The 23,228-nt window shown below is 66.6% G+C and carries 19 protein-coding genes; 12 read left to right on the top strand and 7 right to left on the bottom strand.

Going from position 1 to position 23,228, the window contains the following annotated elements:
* Nucleotides 1–149: 149 nt before the first annotated feature.
* From JOD97_RS22450 to JOD97_RS22440, 3 genes are all read right to left on the bottom strand, one after another.
* On the bottom strand, nt 150–1,304 hold the full coding sequence (locus tag JOD97_RS22450; protein WP_229264637.1) for an AraC family transcriptional regulator: 1,155 nt from the start codon (nt 1,302–1,304) through the stop codon (nt 150–152).
* A gap of 66 nt (nt 1,305–1,370) precedes the next feature.
* The gene (gene lysA, locus JOD97_RS22445) at nt 1,371–2,648 is read right to left on the bottom strand and encodes a diaminopimelate decarboxylase (protein ID WP_209723569.1); all 1,278 of its coding nucleotides are present in this window, start codon (nt 2,646–2,648) and stop codon (nt 1,371–1,373) included.
* 5 nt (nt 2,649–2,653) lie between these two features.
* Nucleotides 2,654–2,914 carry a lipoprotein gene (locus JOD97_RS22440; protein ID WP_209723566.1) on the bottom strand — a complete coding sequence of 87 codons (261 nt, stop codon included), beginning with the start codon at nt 2,912–2,914 and terminating at the stop codon, nt 2,654–2,656.
* Between the two features lie 39 nt (nt 2,915–2,953).
* Between JOD97_RS22440 and cyaY the strand changes: the two genes are divergently transcribed.
* Entirely contained in the window at nt 2,954–3,292 is a 339-nt protein-coding gene (gene cyaY / locus JOD97_RS22435; RefSeq protein ID WP_209723563.1) for an iron donor protein CyaY, read from the top strand.
* 91 nt (nt 3,293–3,383) lie between these two features.
* Here cyaY and JOD97_RS22430 read toward each other — a convergent pair whose 3' ends face one another.
* Nucleotides 3,384–5,759 (bottom strand): penicillin-binding protein 1A, encoded by a 2,376-nt coding sequence (locus JOD97_RS22430; RefSeq protein WP_209723559.1) that lies wholly within the window; start codon nt 5,757–5,759, stop codon nt 3,384–3,386.
* 308 nt (nt 5,760–6,067) lie between these two features.
* Between JOD97_RS22430 and JOD97_RS22425 the strand changes: the two genes are divergently transcribed.
* From JOD97_RS22425 to JOD97_RS22380, 10 genes are all read left to right on the top strand, one after another.
* The gene (locus JOD97_RS22425) at nt 6,068–7,144 is read left to right on the top strand and encodes a pilus assembly protein PilM (RefSeq protein ID WP_209723556.1); all 1,077 of its coding nucleotides are present in this window, start codon (nt 6,068–6,070) and stop codon (nt 7,142–7,144) included.
* On the top strand, nt 7,144–7,860 hold the full coding sequence (locus JOD97_RS22420; RefSeq protein WP_209723553.1) for a PilN domain-containing protein: 717 nt from the start codon (nt 7,144–7,146) through the stop codon (nt 7,858–7,860). Before JOD97_RS22425 ends, JOD97_RS22420 begins: the two co-directional genes overlap by 1 nt.
* 11 nt (nt 7,861–7,871) lie before the next feature.
* Nucleotides 7,872–8,543, top strand: coding sequence for a type 4a pilus biogenesis protein PilO (locus JOD97_RS22415; protein ID WP_209723550.1), 672 nt, complete (start codon nt 7,872–7,874; stop codon nt 8,541–8,543).
* Nucleotides 8,540–9,085, top strand: a complete 546-nt coding sequence (locus JOD97_RS22410; protein WP_209723545.1) for a pilus assembly protein PilP — start codon at nt 8,540–8,542, stop codon at nt 9,083–9,085. The genes JOD97_RS22415 and JOD97_RS22410 overlap by 4 nt, the downstream gene beginning before the upstream one ends.
* Nucleotides 9,082–11,277 (top strand): type IV pilus secretin PilQ, encoded by a 2,196-nt coding sequence (gene pilQ, locus JOD97_RS22405; RefSeq protein WP_209723542.1) that lies wholly within the window; start codon nt 9,082–9,084, stop codon nt 11,275–11,277. Before JOD97_RS22410 ends, pilQ begins: the two co-directional genes overlap by 4 nt.
* 50 nt (nt 11,278–11,327) lie before the next feature.
* Nucleotides 11,328–13,508 carry an Ig-like domain-containing protein gene (locus JOD97_RS22400; protein ID WP_209723538.1) on the top strand — a complete coding sequence of 727 codons (2,181 nt, stop codon included), beginning with the start codon at nt 11,328–11,330 and terminating at the stop codon, nt 13,506–13,508.
* A 70-nt stretch (nt 13,509–13,578) separates the two neighbouring features.
* A complete protein-coding gene (gene aroKB, locus JOD97_RS22395; protein WP_209723536.1) occupies nt 13,579–15,222 on the top strand; it encodes a bifunctional shikimate kinase/3-dehydroquinate synthase AroKB in 1,644 nt (547 codons plus the stop codon).
* A 12-nt stretch (nt 15,223–15,234) separates the two neighbouring features.
* Nucleotides 15,235–16,371, top strand: coding sequence for a deoxyguanosinetriphosphate triphosphohydrolase (locus JOD97_RS22390; protein ID WP_209723533.1), 1,137 nt, complete (start codon nt 15,235–15,237; stop codon nt 16,369–16,371).
* A 54-nt stretch (nt 16,372–16,425) separates the two neighbouring features.
* Nucleotides 16,426–16,770, top strand: a complete 345-nt coding sequence (locus tag JOD97_RS22385; protein WP_209723530.1) for a hypothetical protein — start codon at nt 16,426–16,428, stop codon at nt 16,768–16,770.
* A 7-nt stretch (nt 16,771–16,777) separates the two neighbouring features.
* Nucleotides 16,778–17,080, top strand: a complete 303-nt coding sequence (locus JOD97_RS22380; protein WP_209723527.1) for a hypothetical protein — start codon at nt 16,778–16,780, stop codon at nt 17,078–17,080.
* Here JOD97_RS22380 and mutY read toward each other — a convergent pair.
* From mutY to mutM, 3 genes are all read right to left on the bottom strand, one after another.
* A complete protein-coding gene (gene mutY, locus JOD97_RS22375; RefSeq protein ID WP_209723524.1) occupies nt 17,077–18,207 on the bottom strand; it encodes an A/G-specific adenine glycosylase in 1,131 nt (376 codons plus the stop codon). The genes JOD97_RS22380 and mutY overlap by 4 nt on opposite strands.
* 115 nt (nt 18,208–18,322) lie before the next feature.
* Nucleotides 18,323–20,251: a dynamin family protein gene (locus JOD97_RS22370; RefSeq protein WP_209723811.1), complete on the bottom strand. Its 1,929-nt coding sequence runs from the start codon at nt 20,249–20,251 to the stop codon at nt 18,323–18,325.
* A gap of 38 nt (nt 20,252–20,289) precedes the next feature.
* Nucleotides 20,290–21,123, bottom strand: a complete 834-nt coding sequence (gene mutM / locus JOD97_RS22365; protein WP_209723521.1) for a bifunctional DNA-formamidopyrimidine glycosylase/DNA-(apurinic or apyrimidinic site) lyase — start codon at nt 21,121–21,123, stop codon at nt 20,290–20,292.
* Nucleotides 21,124–21,430: 307 nt separating this feature from the next.
* Here mutM and JOD97_RS22360 point away from each other — a divergent pair, with 307 nt between their 5' ends.
* Entirely contained in the window at nt 21,431–23,212 is a 1,782-nt protein-coding gene (locus tag JOD97_RS22360) for a tetratricopeptide repeat protein (protein WP_209723518.1), read from the top strand.
* Nucleotides 23,213–23,228 lie beyond the last annotated feature (16 nt).

Below are 23,228 nucleotides of genomic sequence, written 5' to 3'. Positions count from 1 at the left end.
ACACGGCCGCGTGGGCGGCCCGTCAGGACACGCAAGCGTAGTCGCTCGTTGCCGGATTGGCTAGCGTCCCCCCGTGAAATTACCATTGGAATGCGGATTTTGGTAGAAATTTGACGCGAAATGTTAGCCCGGCGGCGACGCCTTGCCGCTCAGTCGCCGGCCGGCTGGCCGCACACGCTGCGGAACGCCTTGGGCGTGCAGCCGTATTCCTCTTTGAACAGCTTGTTGAAGTACGAGACGTTGCTATAGCCGACCGAATAGGCGATTTCGGCGACCGCCGCCGTCTCCTTTTCCGCCAGCAGCCGCGCCGCCTCGGTGAGCCGCAATTTATTTAAATAGCTGCTGAAGGTATAGCCGAATTCGGATTTTAATATCTCGTTGATTTTATTTCGATTGACGCCGGTTTGCGTGACGATCCGCTCCAGGTCCAATTCGGCGTTGGCATAACCGTTGGCGATGAAACGCAGGATGACGGCCTTTTCCTTGTCGCGGTGCGGCTCGATCGACAGCTGCTGGTAGGCCACCAGCGGCAGGTCCTTGCGCAGTTTTTCCTTCAGGTCCGCGATCAGCGCGCGCGTGTGGCGCCGCAACGTCCACAGGCCGAATCCCGTCCAGGACACGCCCAGCAACACCGCCAACAGCGTCAGGTAGCGGTAGTCCCTGCCGGTCAGCACCAGGCTGTCGATGTCGATGCGGGAATCGATGTTCTTCGGGCTTTGAAAGGTGGTGCCGATGGAGATTTTCGGCACCTGGTCCAGCTTGTAATGCTGGTGCGACAGGTCGAGCTTGAACATGTCGAACCACCATTGCGGCGTCTCCATCCGGGTCAGGTCCAGTTCCACCGGCGTGCCGGCCGGGCCGCAGGCGAAAAACGCCGACGGCGAACGGTAGGTCAGCCAGTTGCCGCGCTTGGACACCTTGCTTTCCAAGGTGGAGGCGCTCAGGGTCAGCGTGTTGGCCGGCGCGCACCTCGCCTGCAGCGTGATCGAGGTGTAGCGCGATAAATCCACGTGCGCCGGCGTGCCGTCGCGGTTGGCGAAGAACAGGCCGACGGCGGCGAACGCGTACGGCGTGTGCGCCGAGAGGTTGAAATCAAAGCTCAGGCGGCGCCGGTCCTCGCCGATGCGGATGCGCGGCTGCGGCATGTTGGAGTCGGCTTCGGGCCGCCACGGCAGCGCGCTGTCGCCGGCGGGCAGCAGCGGCGCGCTCAGATAGCTCAGGCTGACGCAAACGTAGCTGGCGAGCGCGCTGGCGGCCAGCAGCATCAGCAAGCCGTAGACGGTCTTTTTATAGAATTCCTGCATCGGCGCGTGGACGGGGTGTTGGACGGCAAGCCGCCGGCGCGGCGGCCGGCGGCTGTGCCGGGTGGCTTACTTGATCAGCGATTCGAGCGCGAACAGGTCGGCCGGCTGCTCGCGCTTGCGCACCTCGTGGCTGACGGTGCCGTCGACGATGATCTCGGCCGCGCGGCCGCGCGTGTTGTAGTTCGACGCCATCGTCATGCCATAGGCGCCGGCCGTGTGCATCACCAGCAGGTCGCCGGGCGCGACCGCCAGTTCGCGGTCGCGCGCCAGCCAGTCGCCCGATTCGCAGATCGGGCCGACCACGTCGTAGGTCAGCGCCTCGGCGTTGCCGCGCGCCACCGGCTGCATGTCCATCCAGGCCTGGTACAGCGCCGGGCGGGCCATGTCGTTCATGGCGGCGTCGACCACGCAGAAGTTCTTTTCCTCGCCATGCTTGAGGAACTCGACCCGCGTCAGCAGCACGCCGGTGTCGCCGACGATGGAGCGGCCCGGCTCGAAGATCACCTTGATCGGCCGGCCGTCGTGGCGCGCCGCGCGCCAGGCGTCGATCTTGGCGAACAGGCGGCCCAGGTAGTCGCCCACCGGCACCGGCGCGGCCTCGCCCGCCTCGCGGTAGTCGATGCCGATGCCGCCGCCGATGTCGACGTGATGCAGCACGATGCCCTCGTCGCCCAGTTTGTCGATCAGCTCGATCAAGCGGTCGAGCGCCTCCAGCAGCGGGGCGTCGTCCAGCAGCTGCGAGCCGATGTGGCAGTCGATGCCGGCCACTTCCAGGTGCGGCAGGGTGGCGGCGGTGCGGTAGGTGGCCAGCGCGTCGTCGAAGGCGACGCCGAACTTGCTCGCCTTGAGGCCGGTGGCGATGTACGGATGGGTCTTGGGGTCGACGTTGGGGTTGACCCGCAGCGACACGCGCGCGGTCTTGCCCATGGCGCCGGCCACCTCGTTGAGGCGGTGCAGCTCGGGGATCGATTCGACGTTGAAGCACAGGATGTCGTGCGACAGCGCCAGGCGCATCTCGTCGGCGCTCTTGCCGACGCCGGAGAAGATCACCTTGCGCGGGTCGCCGCCGGCCGCCAGCACGCGCTGCAGCTCGCCGCCGGAGACGATGTCGAAGCCGGCGCCCTGGCGCGCCAGCAGGTCGAGGATGGCCAGGTTGGAGTTGGCCTTCATGGCGTAGCACACCAGCGCGTCGCGCCCGGCGCAGGCGTCGGCGTACGCGGCGAAGTTGGCCAGCAGCGCCGCCTTCGAGTAGACATAGGTCGGCGTGCCGAACTGGTCGGCGATGGCGCTCAGCGAGACGCCTTCGGCGTGCAGCACGCCGTCTTGATACGAAAATTGCGACATAGTAATTATTGTTGGGATGCTGGAGGAGTGGACGGCACCGGGGACGGCGTCACGGGAACCGGCGTGGCCGGCGCGCCGGGCACGGTATCGATCGTCGCGGCGGGGGCCGTCGCGCCGGTGGAAGGCGTCGCCTTGGCCGCGCCGCTCTTGGCGGTCTTGGCGGGCGTTTTGGGCAGGTATAGCGGGCCGGTTTGGCCGCAACCGCTCAACAACACGGTCAGCCCCAGGGTACTGGCGCCGATAAACAAACGGAAAGAGGACTTCACGATAAAATCATGGATTGACTATAGATATTGGAGTGTAGCATGGGCGAATCAGAATTCCTGGCGCAGGCCGAAGCGACCCTCGACGCGATCGAGGCCGCCTTGGACCAATTGAACGACGACGACATGCTCGACGTCGAGTGCAGCCGCAGCGGCAACGTGCTGGAAATCGAGTTCATCGACAACGGTTCCAAGATCATCGTCAACAGCCAGGCGGCGATGCGCGAACTGTGGGTGGCGGCGCGCTCGGGCGGCTTCCACTACCGCCAGAACGACGGCAAGTGGCTCAACACCCGCGACGGCTCCGAGCTGTTCGCGGCGCTGTCGGAGATCGTCACCGCCCAGGGCGGCAGCCCGGTGGTGCTGGCGCCGGGGGGCTGAGAACCCTGACCCGGACCGGAGGGGTCGTACCCCGTACGGGGTACGACCCCGCGACGGTTCGCCGTGCGGGTCTGGGGCGGTTCATTTGCCGTCAGAACAGCTCGTTCTTGACGGCGTCCTTGGCCTTCTCCTCGGCCGGCGTGCCCTGCGTGGCGCCGTCGATGTTGTGCACGCCGGTGCCCGGCGGATTCTCCGTGTAGTAGTACTCGTCGCCGACCAGCATGACCCCCTCCGGCACGGCCCGCTCCTCGATCGGGATGTTCTTCAGCGCCTTTTGCATGAAATTGATCCAGATCGGCAGCGCCAGGCCGCCGCCGGTCTCGCGGTTGCCCAGGTTTTTCGGCTGGTCGTAGCCGATCCAGGCGATGCCCACCAGCTTCGGCTGGTAGCCGGCGAACCAGGCGTCGATCGAATCGTTGGTGGTGCCGGTCTTGCCGGAGATGTCGGGCCGCTTGAGCACCAGCGCCTTGGCCGCCGTGCCGTAGCGCACCACGTCCTTGAGCATGCTGTCCATCAGGAAGGCGTTGCGCTCGTCGATGACGCGGTTCTTCTCGTCGCCGGCCTTGTCCGGGTTGGCCTGGGACAGGATCTTGCCGTCGGCGTCGGTCACCTTGGAGATCAGATACGGGCTGACCTTGTAGCCGCCGTTGGCGAACACCGAATACGCGCCGGCCATCTGCAACGGCGTGACGTTGCCGGCGCCCAGCGCCAGGGTCAGGTAGGGCGGGTTCTTGTCGGCGTCGAAGCCGAAGCGGGTGGTGTATTCCTGGCCGTACTTGGCGCCGATCTTGTGCAGGATGCGGATCGAGATCATGTTCTTGGACTTGGTCAGGCCGCGGCGCATCGTCATCGGGCCCTCGTACTTGCCGTCGTAGTTCTTCGGCTCCCACGCTTGGCCGCCGGTCTGGCCGGCGTCGAACGAGATCGGCGCGTCGTTGATGATGGTCGACGGCGACAGGCCGCGCTCGAGCGAGGCCGAGTAGATAAACGGCTTGAACGACGAGCCGGGCTGGCGCCAGGCCTGGGTGACGTGGTTGAACTTGTTGCGGTTGTAGTCGAAGCCGCCGACCATGGCCTTGATCGCGCCGTCCTCGGTGTCGGCCGCGATGAAGGCCGACTCGATCTGCGGCATCTGCGTCAATTCCCAGTCCTTGGCTTCCTGCATGACGCGGATCACCGCGCCACGGCGGATGCGCTTGTTCGGCGGCGCCTTGTCGGACAGCCACGAGCGGCCCATCTCCAGCCCCGGGCCGGCGATCTTGATTTCCTCGCCGGACGCGGTGACGGCGACGATCTGCTGCGGCGTGGCCTTGAGCACCATGGCGGCGACGATGTCGTCGCTGTCCGGATGGTCGGCCAGCTCGGTCTCGATGGCGTCGTCGGCCTCCTCCTTGCTTTGCGGGATGTCGATGTAGGCTTCGGGGCCGCGGTAGGCGTGGCGCCGCTCGTAGTCCATGACGCCCTTGCGCAGCGCCAGGTAGGCGGCGTCCTGGTCGGCCTTGGTGATGGTGGTGAACACGTTCAGGCCGCGCGTGTAGGTGTCCTCCTTGAACTGCTCGTAGACCAGCTGGCGCGCCATCTCGGCCACGTACTCGGCGTGCACGCCGAACTCGCTGCTGTCGGTCTTGACCTTCAGCGGCTCGGCCTTGGCGGTCTCGAACTGGGCGTCGGTGATGTAGCCCAGGTCGTGCATGCGCTGCAGGATGTATTGTTGGCGGGTTTTGGCGCGCTTCGGGTTGACCACCGGGTTGTAGGCCGACGGCGCCTTCGGCAGGCCGGCCAGCATGGCCGCCTCGGCCACGGTGATGTCGCGCAGGTTCTTGCCGAAGTAGATCTGCGCGGCCGACGAGAAGCCGTAGGCGCGCTGGCCCAGGTAGATCTGGTTCATGTAGACCTCGAGGATCTGGTCCTTGGTGAGGTTTTTTTCGATCTTCCACGCCAGCAGCACCTCGTAGGCCTTGCGCTTGAGCGTCTGCTCGCTCGACAGGAAGAAGTTGCGGGCCACCTGCTGGGTGATGGTCGAGGCGCCCTGCTTGGCGCCGCCGGTGGCGTTGTGCACGGCCGCGCGCAGGATGCCGGTGTAGTCGATGCCGCCGTGCTGGTAGAAGCGGTCGTCCTCGATCGCCAGCACGGCTTTTTTCATCACGTCCGGGATGTCCTTGATGCGCACCAGGTTGCGGCGCTCCTCGCCGAACTCGCCGATCAGCACGTTATCGGCCGAGAAGATGCGCAGCGGCATTTTGGGGCGGTAATCGGTCAGCGTGTCGAGCTCGGGCAGGTTGGGGTAGGCCATCGCCAGGCCGAACACGACCAGCAGCACCGCGCCCACGCCCAGGCCGAGCACCGACAGCCCGGCCATCAGCAGCCAGCGCGACGGCGAGGCGCCCGGTTTTTTGCCCGAGCCCTTGGCCGGCCCCTTGGCCGGTTTGTCGGAGGACGGTGGTGGTGTCGTATTGGAGGATGCCATGCGGTGCGATCTTTCTGGTAATGAGTGCGAAGCATTATAAGCGAGCGACTAGCGCCGCGGCGCGCTGTGCCCTGCGACAGAAATATTTGCCCGTAATCAACAAAACAACTGAGTTGTGTTTGCTGCCACGCGCGCAAGAATAAGTGTGGCGAAACCCTCACACTGTAACAATCGTGCACAGTAGAAATATCTTTACACTTATATAGGCACGATTTAATGTGGGGGCTTGCTTAAGCCGGACTTAGGCACGAATCAGCTTGGCCCGGCCTTTTCCGCCTGGCCCAGATCCAGGCGCCGGAGACACTCGCATGATGGACTTCAAGATGTTGTTCGGGCAGGGCAGTCCGCCCTTGATGGGGCTCGACATCAGCACCTCCAGCGTGCGCGTGGTCGAGCTGGCGCAGGGCGCCAAGGGCGAGATCCGCCTCGAGCGCTACGCCGCCGAGCCGCTGCCGCGCGGCGCCGTGGTCGACGGCAACATCGAAAACATGGACCAGGTGGTCGAGGTGGTGCGGCGCGTGTGGAAAAAAAGCGGCAGCAAGGCCAAACTGGCCGCGCTGGGCATGCCGCCGGCGTCGGTCATCACCAAAAAAATCATTTTGCCGGCCGGCCTGTCGGAGGACCAGCTCGAGGTGCAGGTCGAGTCCGAGGCCAGCCAGTACATCCCGTTCGCGCTCGACGAGGTCAGCCTCGATTTCGACGTCATCGGCCCGGTCGCCAATTCGCCCGAGGACATCGAGGTCATGCTGGCCGCCTCGCGCCGCGAAAAGGTCGAGGACCGGGTCGCCATCGCCGAGGCCTCCGGCCTGAAGGCGACCGTGATGGACATCGAATCGTACGCCGCCCGCGCCGCGCTCGACCGCGTCACCGCGCAGTTGCCCGAGGCCGGCGCCGGCCAGGTGGTGGCGCTGTTCCAGATCGGCGCCCAGGTCACCCATATTTCCGTCATGCTCGACGGCGCCACCGTCTACGAGCGCGAGCAGCCGTTCGGCGGCAACGCGCTGACCCAGGACATCGTGCGCGCCTACGGCATGGCCTTCGACGAGGCCGAGGCGCGCAAGAAAAGCGGCGACCTGCCCGACAACTACGGCGCCGACCTGCTCGCGCCCTTCCTCGAGAGCGCGGCCATGGAGGTGACGCGCGCGATCCAGTTCTTCTACACCTCCACCCCCTACACCCGGGTCGACCAGCTGTTCCTGGCCGGCGGCTGCGCGGTCATCCCCGGCCTGCTCGAGCTGGTCGCCGGCCGCACCCGCATCGCCAGCGCCATCATCTCGCCGTTCAAGGGCATGCAGCTGGGGGCGGCGGTGCGCGAGGCGCAATTGCGCGCCGAGGCGCCGGCCTACCTGGTCGCCTGCGGACTGGCGCTGCGGAGGTTCGGCTGATGATACGGATTAACCTGCTGCCGCACCGCGAGGAAAAACGCAAGCAGAAGAAGTCGGCCTTCTTCGCGCTGCTGGCGCTGGGCGGCGTCGTCGGCGTCGGCGTGGTGCTGCTGGTGGGCGCCTACAACGCCCGCGCGCTCTCCATCCAGGGCGAGCGCAACCAGGTGCTGAAGACCGCCATCAGCGGACTCGACAAGAAGATCGCCGAGATCGCCACGTTGAAGCAGGAGATCGAGGCGCTCAAGGCGCGCCAGCAGGCGGTCGAGGACTTGCAGGGCGACCGCAACCAGCCGGTGTATCTGCTCGACGAGCTCGTCAAGCAGACCCCGCCCGGCGTGTATCTGAAGAGTTTCAAGCAGGAGGGGCAGAAGGTGTCCGTGCTCGGCTATGCGCAGTCGCAGGAGCGCGTCTCCGAGCTGCTGCGCAACCTGGCCGGCGTGTCGCCGTGGCTGGAGCGCCCGGATTTGATCGAGGTCAAGTCCACCGCGCTTGGCTTGGGCAAGACCAGCAAGAAAGTGGTGGAATTCAACTTGATGGTCAACATCAAGCGCCCGCGCGACAAGGACCAGTCGCCCGCCGGCAAGGGCGCGCCCAAGGGCGGCGCCGCGCCGGCGTCGGCCGCCGCGTCCCTCCGCCCGGCCGGCCCGGCGTTCGCGGCGATGCCGCCGTCGTCCGCCGCCGTCCCCACCACCGGCCTGCCGCCGGCCCAGCCCTAGGAGCGCCGGCGATGGCAACGAACCTCGACCTGAACCAGCTGGGCGCGCGCCTGGCCGGCCAGTTCCGCAACCTCAACGACCGCCATCCGGGCCAGTGGCCGCTGGCGCCGCGCGTGCTGTGCGCCGTCGGCGTGGCGGCGGCGGTGATGGTGGCCGGCTACTTCGGCTACTGGAGCTCGCAGTTCGAGGAGCAGCAGGCCGGCGCCCAGGCCGAGCTCAAGCTGCGCGACGAATACCGCTTCAAGACCGGCCAGGCGGTCAACCTGGAGGCGCTGCGGGCGCAAAAGGTGCAGGTCGACCAGTATGTCGAGCGGCTGCAGAAACAGCTGCCCAGCAAGGCCGAGATGGCCGCGCTGCTGACCGACATCAACCAGGCCGGCTCCGGGCGCGGGCTGCAGTTCGAACTGTTCAAGCCGGCCCAGGTGGTGGTCAAGGATTACTACGCCGAGTTGCCGATCGATATCAAGGTGACCGGCAGCTACCACGACATCGGCGCCTTCGCCGGCGACATGGCCAACCTGCCGCGCATCGTCACGCTCAACAACATGGCGCTGAGCACCGGCAAGGACGGCGTGCTGACCCTGGAGGCGGTGGCCAAGACCTTCCGCTACCTGGACCCGGAAGAGGTGCAGGCGCAGCGCAAGGCGGCGGCCGACAAGAAAAAGGCGGCGAAGAAATCATGAGCCCGTTCAAAGCGACCACCTTCCTGCTCTCGACGTTGCTGCTGTCGGCCTGCGGCGACGACGACGCCCAGCAGGTGCGCGCGTGGATGCGCGAGGTCGACGCCCAGGCCAAGGTGGCGGTGCCGCCGCTGGCCGAGCCCAAGACCTTCATCCCGTTCGCCTACGCCCAAAAGGACCAGGTCGATCCATTCAATCCGAACAAGCTGATCGCCGAGCTGGCCAAGCTCAATGCGCGCAACGGCGGCGGCGGCCTGCGGCCGGACGTCGAGCGCCGCAAGGAGTTGCTCGAGAGTTATCCGCTCGACACCATCAAGATGGTCGGCACCATCGAGAAGAAGGGCGTGATGCACGCGGTGCTGCAGATCGACCGTTCGGTGCACCAGGTCGTCAAGGGCCAGCACCTGGGCCAGAACTACGGCGTGATCACCGGCATCACCGAGGACACGGTCAGCATCAGGGAAATCGTCCAGGACGCCACCGGCGACTGGGTCGAGCGCCTGTCGAAGTTGGAACTGCAGGAAAGCAAGGAGAATATCAAATGACCGCTCCCATCCCGGCCCGGCGCGCGCCGGCCGCCCCGTGGGCATCGCTGGCCTTGGCCCTGGCGCTGGCCTTGCAGCCGCACGGCGCGGCGCGCGCCCAGTCCGGCGCCGACGCCGCCAGCCCCGGCGCCAGCGCCAACGCCATCGAGTCGATCAGCGCCAACCAGCAGGGCGCCAACGTCATCGTCAAGATCGCCCTCAGCAACGCCCCCGACAAACTGCCGATCGGCTTCGCCATCACCAATCCGCCGCGCGTCGCGCTCGACCTCGGCGCCACCGTCAACCATACCGGCAAGACCACCCAGGAACTCAACATCGGCGACTTGCGCAGCGTCAACGTGGTGCAGGCGGGAGCGCGCTCGCGCCTGGTGTTCAACCTCAAGCGCAGCCTCAACTACGCCACCGCCATCGACGGCAAGGCCATCATCCTGACCATCGACGGTTCCGGCGGCCTGGCGACGGCGGTCGACGCCAGCGGCCTGCCGGTGGCGGCCGGCGCGCAGCCGGCCGCCGGTGGCCGCCAACTGCTGCGCGACCTCGATTTCCGCCGCGGCGCCAACGGCGAGGGCCGCGTCGTGGTCGACCTGCCCAACAACCAGGTGGCGGTCGACGTGCGCCAGACGCCGACCGGCGTGGTGGTCGACTTCCTCAAGACGGGCTTGCCCGAGACCTTGCGCCGCCGGCTCGACGTCGGCGACTTCGGCACCCCGGTGGCGCTGGTCACCAGCGTGCCGCACGGCGAGAACACGCGCCTGACGATCGAGGCGCGCGGGCTGTGGGAGCAGACCGTGTACCAGAGCGACACCCAGCTGGTGATCGACGTCAAGCCGATCAAGGAAGACCCCAACAAGCTGACCCAGGGTTCGCAGGGCTACCGCGGCGAGAAGCTGTCGTTCAACTTCCAGAACGTCGAGGTGCGCGCGGCGCTGCAGGCGATCGCCGACATCTCCGGCCTGAACATCATCACCAGCGACAGCGTCAGCGGCAACCTGACCTTGCGCCTGAAGGAGGTGCCGTGGGACCAGGCGCTCGACGTGGTGCTGCAGGCCAAGGGCCTGGACATGCGCAAGAACGGCAACGTGCTGTGGATCGCCCCCAAGGAGGAGTTGCTGACCAAGGAGAAGCTCGAGCTCGAGCAGCGCGCCCAGATCGCCGACCTCGAGCCGCTCAAGTCGGAGATCTTCCAGCTCAACTACCAGAAGGCCGAGGCCTTCAAGATGGTGTTCGGGCTCGAGGGCGACGCCAAGAACCGCATCCTGTCCAAGCGCGGCAGCGCCATCATCGAGCCGCGCACCAACCAGCTGTTCGTCACCGACATCGCCTCCAAGCTCGAGGACGTGCGCCGCCTGATCGCCAAGACCGACATCGCCACCAAGCAGGTGCTGATCGAGGCCCGCATCGTCGAGGCCAGCGACACCTTCACGCGCAACCTCGGCGCCAAGCTCGGCTTCGCCGACATGCGCACCATCCGCGGCGGCGACGCCGGCTACCAGATCGGCAACGGCAACACCCGCATCGGCATCGGCGGCAACATGACCGGCGTCGGCCAGACCACCGGCCAGGTCAAGGTCACCGACGGCAGCTTCGACAACACCCAGTTCGTCAACCTGCCGGCGGGCAACATCAACGGCGTGCAGGCGGGCAGCCTGGCCGTCAGCCTGTTCTCGTCGGCGGCCAACCGCTTCCTCAACCTGGAACTGTCGGCGCTGGAGGCCGACGGCACCGGCAAGATCATCTCCAGCCCGCGCGTAATCACCGCCGACAAGGCCATCGCGCTGATCGAGCAGGGCATCGAGCTGCCCTACCAGGTCGCCACCAGCAGCGGCGCGACATCGATCCAGTTCCGCAAGGCCAACCTGCGGCTGGAGGTGACGCCGCAGATCACGCCGGACGGCAACGTCGTCATCGACGTCGACGTCAACAAGGACAGCGTGGGCCAGGAGACGCGCGCCGGCTTCGCCATCGACACCAAGCACGTCAAGACCCAGGTGATGGTCGAGAACGGCGGCACCGTGGTGCTGGGCGGCATCTACCAGCAGACCGAGCGCAACACCACCAGCAAGGTGCCGCTGCTGGGCGACGTGCCGGTGCTGGGCTATCTGTTCCGCACCAACTCGCGCACCAACGACAAGACGGAGCTGCTGGTGTTCATCACGCCGAAGATCGTTGCCGAGCGCTTGTCGACGCGCTGACACGATTGTTTTTGAACGATTCACTTATTCTAGTTACGGGAAACACGGTCATGAAAAAATTCGCGGGATGGCTGGGGATGGTGGTGTGCGCGGGCCTGCTGGCGGCGTGCGGCGGCGGCGGCGGGTCGCCGGGGACCAACAGCAACGGCGTGGCGCCGTCGAAGGCGGCCACCGTGGTGCTGACGGCCGGCGCGGCGACCATCGCCTCGTCCGGCGCCGACGGCACCGAGGTGACGTTGACGGCCATCGTCAAGGATAGCGGCGGCAACGCGCTGGCCAACGAGACGGTCAGCTTCTCGGCCAGCTCGGGCACCGTCACCAGCACCAACCGCGTCAGCAACGCCTCCGGCCAGGTGGTCGAAAAGCTCAGCGTCAAGGGCGACGCCTCGCTGCGCAAGATCACCGTGACGGCCAGCGCCGGCGGCAAGACGTCCGAGCCGGTGACGATCGACGTCGTCAGTTCCGTGCCGAGCCTGTCGCTGACCACCGACGCCGGCACGCTGGCCTCGGCCGGCACCGCCGGCAACGAGGTCAACATCGTGGCGCTGGTGCGCGACGCCAACAACACCGTCATGCCCGGCGTGGCGGTCGACCTGAAGGCCGACTCCGGCAGCCTGACCTTGACCACCCGCACCACCAACGCCCAGGGCATCGTCACCGAGAAGCTGGGCACCGGCGGCGATCCGACCTCGCGCACCATCAAGGTCACCGCCACCGTGGCCGGGGCGGCGCCGGTCACCGCGCTGGTCGCCGTCACCGGCAACCGCCTGACCATCAACGCCGCGCCGACCATCAACGTCGGCGCCAGCGCCGACATCACCGTCAAGCTGGTCGACTCGGCCGGCAACGCGCTGGTCGGCAAGCCGGTGGCGTTCAGCTCCAACGCCAACGCGCTCACCGTCAAGGGCGGCGGCGCGGCCGTCACCAACGCCGCCGGCCAGCTGATCCTAACCTACGCGGCCAGCGGCGGCAGCGCCGACGTGGTCACGGTGCGCGCCTTGGGCGAGACGGCCTCGGCCGGTATCGCCATCAACTCGTCGTCGTTCGGCATCCGCGTGCTCGACGCCAACGGCAACGTCGCCACCACGGCCGCCATCGGCGGCTGCCAGAACGTGGCGGTGACCGGCGGTCCGGCCTCGGGCAGCGTGACCGTCAGCACCTCGCGCGGCACCGTCTACAGCAACGCCACTTGCACCAGCGTGCTGGCCGCGCCGCTGCCGCTGTCGTCGGGCGCGGCCAGCGCCTACGTCAACGCCACCGGCCCGGGCGTGGCGACCTTGACGGCCAGCGCCGCCGGCCTGACCACGCAGACCGACCTGGAATTCGTCGCGCCGCTGACCACGCTGGCCACCATCACCGTGCAGGCCGACCCGGCCGTCATCGGCGTCAACACCGCCGGCGGCACCACCCAGCAGTCGACCTTGCGCGCGGTGGTGCGCGACGGCACCGCGCAGAACAACCTGGTCAAGAACGCCACGGTGGCCTTCTCGATCCTGTCCGATCCGAGCGGCGGCGTGTTGACGCAGCCGTCTGTGGTCACCACCGGCGCCGACGGCGCCGCCACCGCCAGCTTCATCGCCGGCACCGCGGCCACGCCGCTGAACGGCGTGCAGATCCAGGCGCGCCTGATCGGCGGCTCGGGCGCGGCCGCCGTGGCCAGCCTGACCGTGGCGCAGAAGTCGCTGTTCATCAGCGCCGGCACCGGCAACGTGGTGGGCGTGCCGAACACCTCGACCTACCAGCAGGACTACGCGGTCATCGTCAGCGACGCCGCCGGCAACGCGGTGCCGGGCGTGCGGCTGACGGCCTCGGTGCTGCCGGCCAGCTATTACAAGGGCCGGCTGGGCTACACCCTGCCGCAGGGGCCGTGGGAGCCGGTGTCGTACACGCCGTGCGCCAACGAGGACCTCAACAACAACGGCATCCTCGACAGCGGCGAGGATTTCAACAACAACGGCCGGCTCGAGCCGGGCATTCCGCTCACCGTCACCCCCAGCGTGACCACCGACGCCAGGGGCCAGGCGACGGTGTCGCTGGTGTACCCGCGCGACCGCGTCTACTGGCTCGACGTCAACCTGACCATCCGCGGCCAGGCAAATGGCACCGAGGCGACCTACACCTCTCTGGTACACTTGATGGGCTTGAGCGCCGATTACGGCAATCAAACCATCTCGCCACCAGGCGTAGTCAGCCCTTACGGGGTGGCGACATCGTGCAGCAACCCGCAGTGATCGGCCGTCATCGGCCGCGATCCGCGCGCGGGGGAGCCGGTGGCGCCGCCCGCATTTAGTTGGATCGTGCATGCAAAACGTGTTTTTAGTCGGCCTGATGGGGGCAGGGAAAACCACCATCGGCCGCATTCTGGCCCGCAAACTGGGTCTGCGGTTCATGGATTCGGACCACGAGATCGAGGCCCGCACCGGCGCCTCGATCCCGTGGATCTTCGAAATCGAGGGTGAACCGAGCTTTCGCCGGCGCGAAGCGGACGTCATCCGCGACCTGACCGGCCAACAGGACCTGGTGCTGGCCACCGGCGGCGGCGCCGTGCTCGATCCGGAAAGCCGCGCCCACCTGAAGGCGCGCGGCACCGTCATCTACCTGCGCACGACCGTGCACAGCATCCTGCAGCGCACCGCCCACGACAAGAACCGGCCGCTGCTGCAGACGGCCGACCCGCGCAAAAAACTCGAGGAATTGATGGCCGCGCGCGATCCGCTGTACATGGAGATCGCCGATGTCGTCATCGATACCGGCCGACCTAACGTACAATCGATGGTCCAATCCATTTTGACCCAGCTGGAAAGACTGGCCTGCGAGGCCGCGCCCAACTGCGTCACCCAAGCGGAACCATCGATGAACGAAGAATCCACCATCCTGTTAAATGTCGACCTCGGCGAGCGCAGCTACCCGATCTCGATCGGCCCGGCGCTGCTGGCCGACGGCGCGCTGCTGGCGCGCCACGTCCACGGCGACAAGGTCGCCATCGTCACCAACACCACCGTCGCGCCGCTGTACCTGGCGCGCGTCGAGGCCGGATTGCGTAGTGCCGGCAAGCAAGTAATGACCGTCGTGCTGCCGGACGGCGAGGAGCACAAGAACTGGACCAGCCTGATGCAGATCTTCGACGCGCTGCTGGCCAACAAGGCCGACCGCAAGACCACCCTGGTCGCGCTCGGCGGCGGCGTCATCGGCGACCTGACCGGCTACGCGGCGGCCAGCTACATGCGCGGCGTCGACTTCATCCAGGTGCCGACCACGTTGTTGTCGCAGGTCGACTCCTCGGTCGGCGGCAAGACCGGCATCAACCACCCGCTGGGCAAGAACATGATCGGCGCGTTCTACCAGCCGCGCGCGGTGATCGCCGACACGTCGACCCTGGAAACGTTGCCGGCGCGCGAGCTGTCGGCCGGCCTGGCCGAGGTGATCAAGCACGGCGCCATCATCGACGCCGCCTTCTTCGACTGGATCGAGGCCAACATCGGCAAGCTGGTGGCGCGCGACAAGGGCGCGCTGGCGTACGCGATCGCCCGCTCGTGCGAGATCAAGGCCGACGTGGTGCGCCAGGACGAGCGCGAGGGCGGCCTGCGCGCCATCCTCAACTTCGGCCACACCTTCGGCCACGCCATCGAGAACGGCCTGGGCTACGGCGAGTGGCTGCACGGCGAGGCGGTCGGCTGCGGCATGGTGATGGCGGCCGACCTGTCGCATCGCATGGGGCTGGTCGACGAGGCGACCGTGGCGCGCGTGCGCGCGCTGGTGGCGGCGGCCGGGCTGCCGGTCAAGGCGCCGGACCTGGGCGCCGAGCGCTGGATCGAGCTGATGGAGGTCGACAAGAAGAACGAGGGCGGCGCCATCAAGTTCATCCTGCTCAAGCCGCTGGGCGCGCCGAGCATCACCAACGCGCCGCGCGAGCTGCTGCTGGCCACCCTGGCCGCCTGCGTGTAGGCGGGGGCGAGCATGCTGCCCGAAGAGTACCTGGCCCCGTACGCCGCCCATTCGACCGGCGGCGCCGGGCGCCGCTATCCGGAGGCGGCGCATTCGTCGCGCAGCCAGTTCCAGCGCGACCGCGACCGCATCATCCACTCGTCGGCGTTCCGCCGGCTCGAATACAAGACCCAGGTGTTCCTCAACCACGAGGGCGACCTGTTCCGTACCCGGCTGACGCACAGCCTGGAGGTGGCGCAGGTGGGCCGCTCGCTGGCGCGCAACCTGCGCCTGAACGAGGACCTGGTCGAGGCGATCTCCTTGGCGCACGACCTCGGCCACACGCCGTTCGGCCACGTCGGCCAGGACGTGCTCAACGAGTGCATGCAGGCGCACGGCGGCTTCGAGCACAACCTGCAGAGCCTGCGCGTGGTCGACGAGCTGGAGGAGCACTACGGCGCCTACAACGGCCTGAACCTGATGTTCGAGACGCGCGAGGGCATCCTCAAGCACTGCTCGCTGACCAACGCCCGCCTGCTGGGGCCGGTCGCGGTGCGCTTCATCGACCGCACCCAGCCGTCCTTGGAGGCGCAGCTGACCAACCTGGCCGACGAGATCGCCTACAACAGCCACGACATCGACGACGGCCTGCGCTCCGGCCTGATCACCATCGGGCAGCTCGAGCAGGTCGATTTCTTCGCGCGGCTGTGGCGCGACGTGCAGCACACCTTCCCGGGATTGTCGGGCCGGCGCGCGATCTACGAGACGTTGCGCCGCTTGATCACGGCGCTGGCCGACGACCTGATCGTCACCTCCGGCGCCTTGCTGGCCGACGCCGCGCCCAGGAGCATCGACGAGGTGCGGGCGGCGCCGCCGCTGATCCGTTTTTCCGATCCGATGCGCAAGGACGCGACCGAGCTCAAGCGCTTCCTGCGCGAGAACCTGTACCGCCACTACAAGGTCAACCGCATGCGCGTGAAGGCCAGCCGCATCGTGCGCGAGCTGTACGAGTCGTTCATGGCCGAGCCGGTGTTGCTGCCGCCGGATTACCAGGACAAATCGGGCGACGTCGGCAAGCAGGCGCGCAAGATCGCCGACTACATCGCCGGCATGACCGACCGCTACGCCATCCGCGAACACAGGCGTTTGTTCTCGCTCGACGAGCTTTGAGTCCAATCAAACGTGCACCCTTGATCATCAACGCAGTTGGGATGATCATGGGTGATGGACGACCAAATCACCCAACTCGATAGACGCCTGATCTCGGTGGAGAAGGACGTGGCGACTTTGACTGCGGAGTCGGAACATGCGCGCCTGCACTATGCCACCAAGGAGGACCTGGCACGGGTCGAGGGACGCGTGGCCGTTATCCAGTCTAACTACGCGACGAAAGAGGACGTGGCGGAGCTGCGCACGGAAATTGGTGCGGTCGAGCTGAGGCTGACTACGAAAATCGCCGATTTGGAAGGCAAAGTTCTCAGTATGGAAAACCGACATTTGCGCTGGACCGTCGGAGCCATAGTCGCCGTCGCAGGTATCGTGCTAGCCATCGTTCGAACATTCCCGTGAGGTGGCTATGGATGAGCAAATCGTCGAACTCGATAAGCGGCTGACCGCGGTGGAAAAAGACGTTGCCGCGTTAAAGGCCGAGGCGGCATTTGCGCGGGAGCATTATGTGACCAAACAGGACTTCGCCAGACTTGAAGAACGGGTTGCTGCTATCCAGTCCAACTATGCGACAAAAGCCGATCTGGCGGCTTTGGAGCACAAATTGGAGTGCAAACTCTCGCAGCTTGAAAGTCGCATGATGCGCTGGTGCGTCGGCACCATGATCACGCTGACCGGCGTGTTCATGGCCTTCGTCAAGTTCGCCGTCTAAAACATCCGCGCCTGGGCGTCGCGGGCGTCGCCCATCAACTCCAGCAGCAGCTTCTTGATCGGCGCCGGCAGCGCCGCGTCGGCCAGCCTGGCGGCGTCGTACCAGACGTGGCCGGCCTCGGCCGCCATCGTCACGCGCCGCGCCAGCGTCACGCGGTACGGCGCGATGTGCAGCTTGTAGTGCGTGAACACGTGCGTGACCGTCGACAGCCGCTCGTGCGATTCCATCTCGCCGAACTTGCCGACCGCCAGCATCAGCGCGTCGTCGTCGGCCGCCGGGATATCGTCGTCCTCGGCCGGCACGTGGCCGTCGAGCTCCGGCAGCGACAGCAGGCCGCCCCAGATGCCGGTCGGCGGCCGCTGCTCCAGCAACACCTGGCCATTGTCGACGATCGCCAGCATCACCGAATGCTTCTCCGGCGAGGTCTTCTTCGGCTTGCGCACCGGCAGGTCCTTGGTGCGGTTGGTGGCGTAGGCCACGCAGCGCGGCTGCATCGGGCAGCGTTCGCACGACGGGCTGCTGCGTGTGCACAGGGTCGCGCCCATGTCCATCAAGCCCTGCGTGTACGACTCGATGCCGTGCTCCGGCAGCAGCGCCTCGGCGCGGCGCCACAGCATCTCCTCGGTCTTGCGCTCGCCCGGATAGGCATCGATGCCGAACACGCGCGCGAACACGCGCTTGACGTTGCCGTCCATGATGGCCGCGCGCGTGCCGCTGGAAAACGCCGAGATCGCCGCCGCCGTCGACCGGCCGATGCCCGGCAACTCGGCCAGCATCGCCGGATCGGACGGGAACACGCCGTCGTATTCGGCCACCACGCGCTGCGCGCACTTGTGCAGGTTGCGCGCGCGGGTGTAGTAGCCCAGGCCGCTCCACTGCGCCATCACGTCCTCGACCGGCGCCGCCGCCAGGTCGCGCAACGTGGGGAAGCGCTCCAGGAAGCGCGCGTAATAGCCGAGCACGGCCGACACCTGCGTTTGCTGCAGCATGATTTCCGACAGCCAGATCCGATACGCGTCGGTGGTGTTTTGCCACGGCAGCGCATGGCGTCCGTGCTGTTTCTGCCAGCCGATCAGGTCCGATGAAAAACTCGGATCGGTAAAATTCTCTACAACGTCAACCTTCATTTGATTCCTAAATTAAACACGTAGGGCGGATTAGCGCAGCGTAATCCGCCATGAGTCGCCGACGGAGCTTGGCCGATTACGCGCTGCGCGCTAATCCGCCCTACGAAGTCCTTGGTCAGGCGGCGGCGTCGAGCGCCTCGAATTCCGCGTCGATGGCGCTGCCGATGGCGGCCGCCAGTTCGCCCAGGCGCAGCTTCTGCGCCTCCAGTTGTTGCTGGCCGCTCTCGAAGGCCTCGATCTTCTGCTCCAGGCTGTCGGTGGCGTCGTGGATGCGCTGGATCGACGCCAGCCGGTGCTTCAGTTGGTCCTTGTGCTGGCGGATCTGCGCCTCCAGCGGCGCCATGACCACCTTCAGCCAGGCGTCGGCGTCGTTGTTGGCCGACTTGAAGCAGCCGCGCACGCGCGAGGCGATGGTGTCGAAAAACTTCTCCATCAACACCACGCGGCTGGTCGTGATCAACGTCGCGGTGCCGAATTGTTTGTAGTAGATCGCCTCGATGGCGGCGATCTCGTCGCGGTACGGGCCCAGCGAAAACGGCAGCGGCAGCGCCAGCGTCAAGCCGTGCTCGCTGGCGAAGCGGCGGTACATCACGCCCATCATTTCGCTGATCTCGACGGTCTTGCGTTCGGACGCGTCGAGGTTGGCGCGGATGCGCTCGAAGTAGTTGCGCACCGCCTCGCGCACGCCGGTGAAGAAGCGGCTGCGCTGCATCTGGTCGCGCACCAGGTCGATGTCGTCGCGCACGATGTCCATGCCGATGCTGGTGTAGAGCTCGGTCGACAGCCGCGTGAACACGGCGCGCGTGGCCTGCAGCTTGAACAGGCTGGTGTCAAACTCCTTCTTCTCGACGTCGATGCGGCGCATCATGTGCGCGATCACGGTGCGGTTCTTGCCGCGCAAGCTTTTCAGTTCATGCAGCTGCTCGACGATGCCGCGCGCGCGCGCGTTGACCAGCGCCATTTGCGCCGCGCTCAGCGCCCGCAGCTCGGCGCTCAATTGCCTGCGCACGATGTCCTTCTTGGCCGGGATCAGCTCGTCGAACAGCGCCGCTTCGAGCGCCTGCAGGCGGCTGCGGGCGAGCAGGGCGTCGTCGCGCGTGATCTTGCCCACCAGCGCCTTCTGCGCCGACACCGGAAACACCTGGCGCGGCTCCAGCGCCAGCACGTGCGCGACGTTGGCTTGCTGGCGCTCGATCTCGACGTCGACCTCGGCCTCGCTGCGCAGCTCGTCCCACATGCTGTCGATCTTGTTGAGCACGACGAGGCGGCCGGCGCCGGCGCCGATGTGGTTGCGCCAAACCTCGATATCGCTCTTGGTCACGCCGGTGTCGGCGGCCAGGATGAACAGCACCGCGTGCGCGTTCGGGATCAGGTTCAACGTCAGCTCCGGCTCGGTGCCGATGGCGTTCAGGCCGGGCGTGTCGAGGATCACCAGCCCCTGTTTGAGCAGCGGATGCGGGAAGTTGATGATGGCGTGGCGCCACAGCGAGATCTCGACCTTGCCGTCGTCGCCCAGCGTGACCGGCATGTCGGGGTCGTCCTCGTCGTACAGGCCGTAGCGCTTGGCCTCCTCGACCGGTACGCGGCGCGTCATGCTGACCTGCTTGAAGACCTCGTGCATGTCGGCGCCGACCTCCAGGTTCAGCGGCAGCACGGTCCAGGCCGATGGCTGCTCGCGGTAATCGCTGGTCGACAGGTTGTCGGCCCGCGTCTCGATCGGCAGCAGGCGGATCGACGGCGCGAAGCTGGGGTCGTACATCAGCTCGGTCGGGCACATGGTGGTGCGGCCGGCGGCCGACGGCAGGATGCGCTGGCCGTAGTCGGCGAAGAAAATGGCGTTGATCAGCTCCGATTTGCCGCGCGAGAACTCGGCCACGAACGCCACCGACAACTTGTCGTCGGCCAGCCGCGCCAGGGTGCGGGCGATGCGCTGGTCGGTGGCGGCGTCGCCCAGCGCGGCGGCGGCCACCCAGGACTGGTAGTTTTTCAGCGCCGTCACCACGCCCTGCCGCCAGGCGCTGTACTGCTCGAAATCCCTGGCCATCATGCTTTCCGCCCTTGTTTGCTTAGTCACTCGAGAAATCACTTCTGACAATTGACACAGTAAAAAGTGGACCGCTGTCCCTGCTTGATCTGGCGCACCGGCGCCGCGCAAACGCGGCAGGGCACGCCAGCACGATCATAGACGAAATACGTCTGCTGGAAATAACCCGACTGGCCGTTGACGCTAATAAAATCGCGCAAGGTGCTGCCGCCCTGAATGATCGCCTCGGCCAGGATCTCGCGGATCGCCTGCGCCAGTTTTTCGTAGCGCGCCAGGCTGATGCGCTTGGCCGGCGTCTTGGGATTGATGCCGGCACGGAACAAACTTTCCGACGCATAAATATTACCAACGCCGACCACGATGTCGCCGGCCAGCAGCACCTGCTTGACGGGCGCGCTGCGCTGACGGGTCTGATCGTACAACAATTTGCCGGAGAAACCCGTTTCCAGCGGCTCCACGCCCAGCTCGCGCAGCAGCACGTGGTGCTCGAGCAGGCCGTCGGCGTCGTCGTGCCACAGCACGGCGCCGAAGCGGCGCGGGTCCTTCATGCGCAGCACCTGGCGCCCCTGCGGACCGTCGACCACCAGGTCGAAATGGTCGTGTTTTTCCGGCTCGATGCCGGGCGCCAGCACCCGCAGGTGGCCGGACATGCCCAGGTGGATGATCAAGGTGCCGTGCTCGAAGTGCACCAGCAGGTACTTTCCGCGCCGGCCGGTGCGCACGACCAGGCGTCCGGCCAGCCGTTGCCGCAGCTGGGCGGGGAAGGGCCAGCGCAGGCCGTCGCGGCGCAGCACCACGTCGTGCACGGTGCGGCCTTCGATATGGGGCGCGACGCCGCGCCGGGTCACTTCAACTTCGGGTAATTCTGGCATGTGGGTGGCAACCGGGTGTTAAATGTATGGAAATATGGGAAACACGTAGGGCGGATTAGCGCAGCGTAATCCGCCAGGCGCCGCCGACGGCTCATGCATGGCGGATTACGGCGTTCCGCCTAATCCGCCCTACGTGAGATAGATTGCCGCGGCATTCGCAGGCCGAACCGGGTATATCGGGGCGCTGGAAGCGGCCGCAACCTGGCCCTGGCAAAATATTTGGTTACACTAGTCAAAACACACGACCAATGCGTTGCGCGTAAAATCACCGCCAAACTTGCTGACCATTGCTGACCAGGATCTTCCCTTGAAAAACGCTTTCGCCATTGTAACCCTCTCCGCCTTGCTGTCGGCGTGCGCCATCGCGCCGCAAAAACAGGCCGAGTCCAGCGCCGCGCCGGAGCCTGCCGCCCCCGACAGCGCCAACGCCGTGGCGGAGGCGCCCGCGCCCGTCCCGGAAGCACTGCCCAACAACGCCCTGACCGGCGACATGTTGTACCGCATCACCAAGGCCGAGCTCGAATTCAAGCAGGGCCAGTGGCAAGGCCCGTACATCACGATGCTGGCGCTGGCCCAGCAGACCCGCGATCCGCGCCTGGCGCGCCGCGCCGCCGAGATGGCGCTGGCCGCCAAACAGGGCCAGGAGGCGCTGGCGGCGATCCGCCTGTGGCGCGAGCTGGCGCCCGATTCGGACGAGGCGGTCCAGTATTTCCTCGGTTTCGCCGTCGTCAACGACGACCTGGGCGAGGCCGAGGCGCTGTTCGCCCAGCGCCTGAAGGCGGCGCCGCCGGCCCAGCGCGGCATGGCGATGTTGCAGATGCAGCAATTCATGCTGCGGGCCAAGGACAAGGCCGCCGCGTTCGCGATGCAGGAGCGGGTGCTGGCGCCGTACGACGACACGCTCGAAAGCCATTTGATCCTGGCCCAGGGCGCCTTCGCCATCAACGACATCGCGCGCGCCCGCGCCGAGGCGGAAAAAGCGCAGGCCATCAAGCCCGATTCGGAGCTGGCGGTGATGACGATGGCGCAGGTGTCGCCCGACGTCGACGCCGCCGGCAAGGTGCTGGCCGGCTTCCTGGCGAAATATCCGAACGCGCGCGAGGTGCGCGCCGCCTACGCCCGCATCCTGGTCGATTCCAAGCAGCTGGAGCCGGCCCGCAAGGAATTCCTGACCCTGCTCAAGGACCAGCCGGACAACATCGCCACGCTGTACGCGCTGGGCGTGATGGCCATGCAGACCAACGATTTGCCCGAGGCGGAGAAATACTTCACCCGTTTCATCAACGTCCTGAACGACCATCCGGACGACGAGCGCGACCCGTCCAAGGTGCTGATGATCCTGTCGCAGATCGCCGAGCAGCGCGGCGACGTCGACGCCGCCTACGGCTGGCTGGAGAAGATCGAAGGCGACGATCCCAAGCTGTACCTGGCCGCGCGCATGAAAATGGCGACCCTGACCGCGCGCAAGGGCGACGTCGACGGCGCCCGCAAGCAACTGGCCGCGCTGACGCCGGCCGATCCCGCCGACCAGGCGCAAATCTTCCAGACCGACGCCCAGTTGCTGCGCGATGCCGGCGACACCCGCGCCGCCTACACGGTGCTGGAGAACGCCATCAAGCGCTATCCGGACAATCCGGACCTGCTTTACGACTTCGCGCTGGTGGCGGAAAAACTGGGCAACGTGGAATTGATGGAAAAACTGCTGCGCCAGGTGATGATCGCCGCGCCGGACAACCAGCACGCCTACAACGCGCTGGGCTATTCGCTGGCCGAGCGCAACGAGCGCCTGCCGGAAGCCTACGCGCTGATCGAGCAGGCGATGAAGATGGCGCCGGGCGACCCGTTCATCATGGACAGTATGGGCTGGGTGCAATTCCGCATGGGTAAGCTGGACGAGGCCGAGGCGTTGCTGCGCCGCGCCTACACGCTGCGCGCCGATCCGGAGATCGCCGTGCATCTGGGCGAGGTGCTGTTCGTCAAGGGCGACACCGCCGGCGCCCAAAAAATGTGGCAGGAAGCCCGCAGCAAGGACCCGAAAAACGACGCGCTCAGGAGTACACTGGCGCGCCTGAATCAACCCGCGAATTAACCGACAAGCCCACACG

Source organism: Duganella sp. 1411 (assembly GCF_017833525.1).
Classification (GTDB): Bacteria; Pseudomonadota; Gammaproteobacteria; order Burkholderiales; family Burkholderiaceae_D; genus Rugamonas.
The sequence above is the reverse complement of the archived record's forward strand: the minus strand, read 5'-3'. Positions and strand labels throughout refer to the sequence as shown.

Bases quoted from the DNA above. Each gene is read 5' to 3' on its own strand.
- JOD97_RS22450 (WP_229264637.1), bottom strand. From the start codon at position 1,304: ATGCAGGAATTCTATAAAAAGACCGTCTACGGCTTGCTGATGCTGCTG.
- lysA (WP_209723569.1), bottom strand. From the start codon at position 2,648: ATGTCGCAATTTTCGTATCAAGACGGCGTGCTGCACGCCGAAGGCGTC.
- cyaY (WP_209723563.1), top strand. From the start codon at position 2,954: ATGGGCGAATCAGAATTCCTGGCGCAGGCCGAAGCGACCCTCGACGCG.
- JOD97_RS22430 (WP_209723559.1), bottom strand. From the start codon at position 5,759: ATGGCATCCTCCAATACGACACCACCACCGTCCTCCGACAAACCGGCC.
- JOD97_RS22425 (WP_209723556.1), top strand. From the start codon at position 6,068: ATGATGGACTTCAAGATGTTGTTCGGGCAGGGCAGTCCGCCCTTGATG.
- JOD97_RS22420 (WP_209723553.1), top strand. From the start codon at position 7,144: ATGATACGGATTAACCTGCTGCCGCACCGCGAGGAAAAACGCAAGCAG.
- JOD97_RS22415 (WP_209723550.1), top strand. From the start codon at position 7,872: ATGGCAACGAACCTCGACCTGAACCAGCTGGGCGCGCGCCTGGCCGGC.
- JOD97_RS22410 (WP_209723545.1), top strand. From the start codon at position 8,540: ATGAGCCCGTTCAAAGCGACCACCTTCCTGCTCTCGACGTTGCTGCTG.
- pilQ (WP_209723542.1), top strand. From the start codon at position 9,082: ATGACCGCTCCCATCCCGGCCCGGCGCGCGCCGGCCGCCCCGTGGGCA.
- JOD97_RS22400 (WP_209723538.1), top strand. From the start codon at position 11,328: ATGAAAAAATTCGCGGGATGGCTGGGGATGGTGGTGTGCGCGGGCCTG.
- aroKB (WP_209723536.1), top strand. From the start codon at position 13,579: ATGCAAAACGTGTTTTTAGTCGGCCTGATGGGGGCAGGGAAAACCACC.
- JOD97_RS22390 (WP_209723533.1), top strand. From the start codon at position 15,235: ATGCTGCCCGAAGAGTACCTGGCCCCGTACGCCGCCCATTCGACCGGC.
- JOD97_RS22385 (WP_209723530.1), top strand. From the start codon at position 16,426: ATGGACGACCAAATCACCCAACTCGATAGACGCCTGATCTCGGTGGAG.
- JOD97_RS22380 (WP_209723527.1), top strand. From the start codon at position 16,778: ATGGATGAGCAAATCGTCGAACTCGATAAGCGGCTGACCGCGGTGGAA.
- mutY (WP_209723524.1), bottom strand. From the start codon at position 18,207: ATGAAGGTTGACGTTGTAGAGAATTTTACCGATCCGAGTTTTTCATCG.
- JOD97_RS22370 (WP_209723811.1), bottom strand. From the start codon at position 20,251: ATGGCCAGGGATTTCGAGCAGTACAGCGCCTGGCGGCAGGGCGTGGTG.
- mutM (WP_209723521.1), bottom strand. From the start codon at position 21,123: ATGCCAGAATTACCCGAAGTTGAAGTGACCCGGCGCGGCGTCGCGCCC.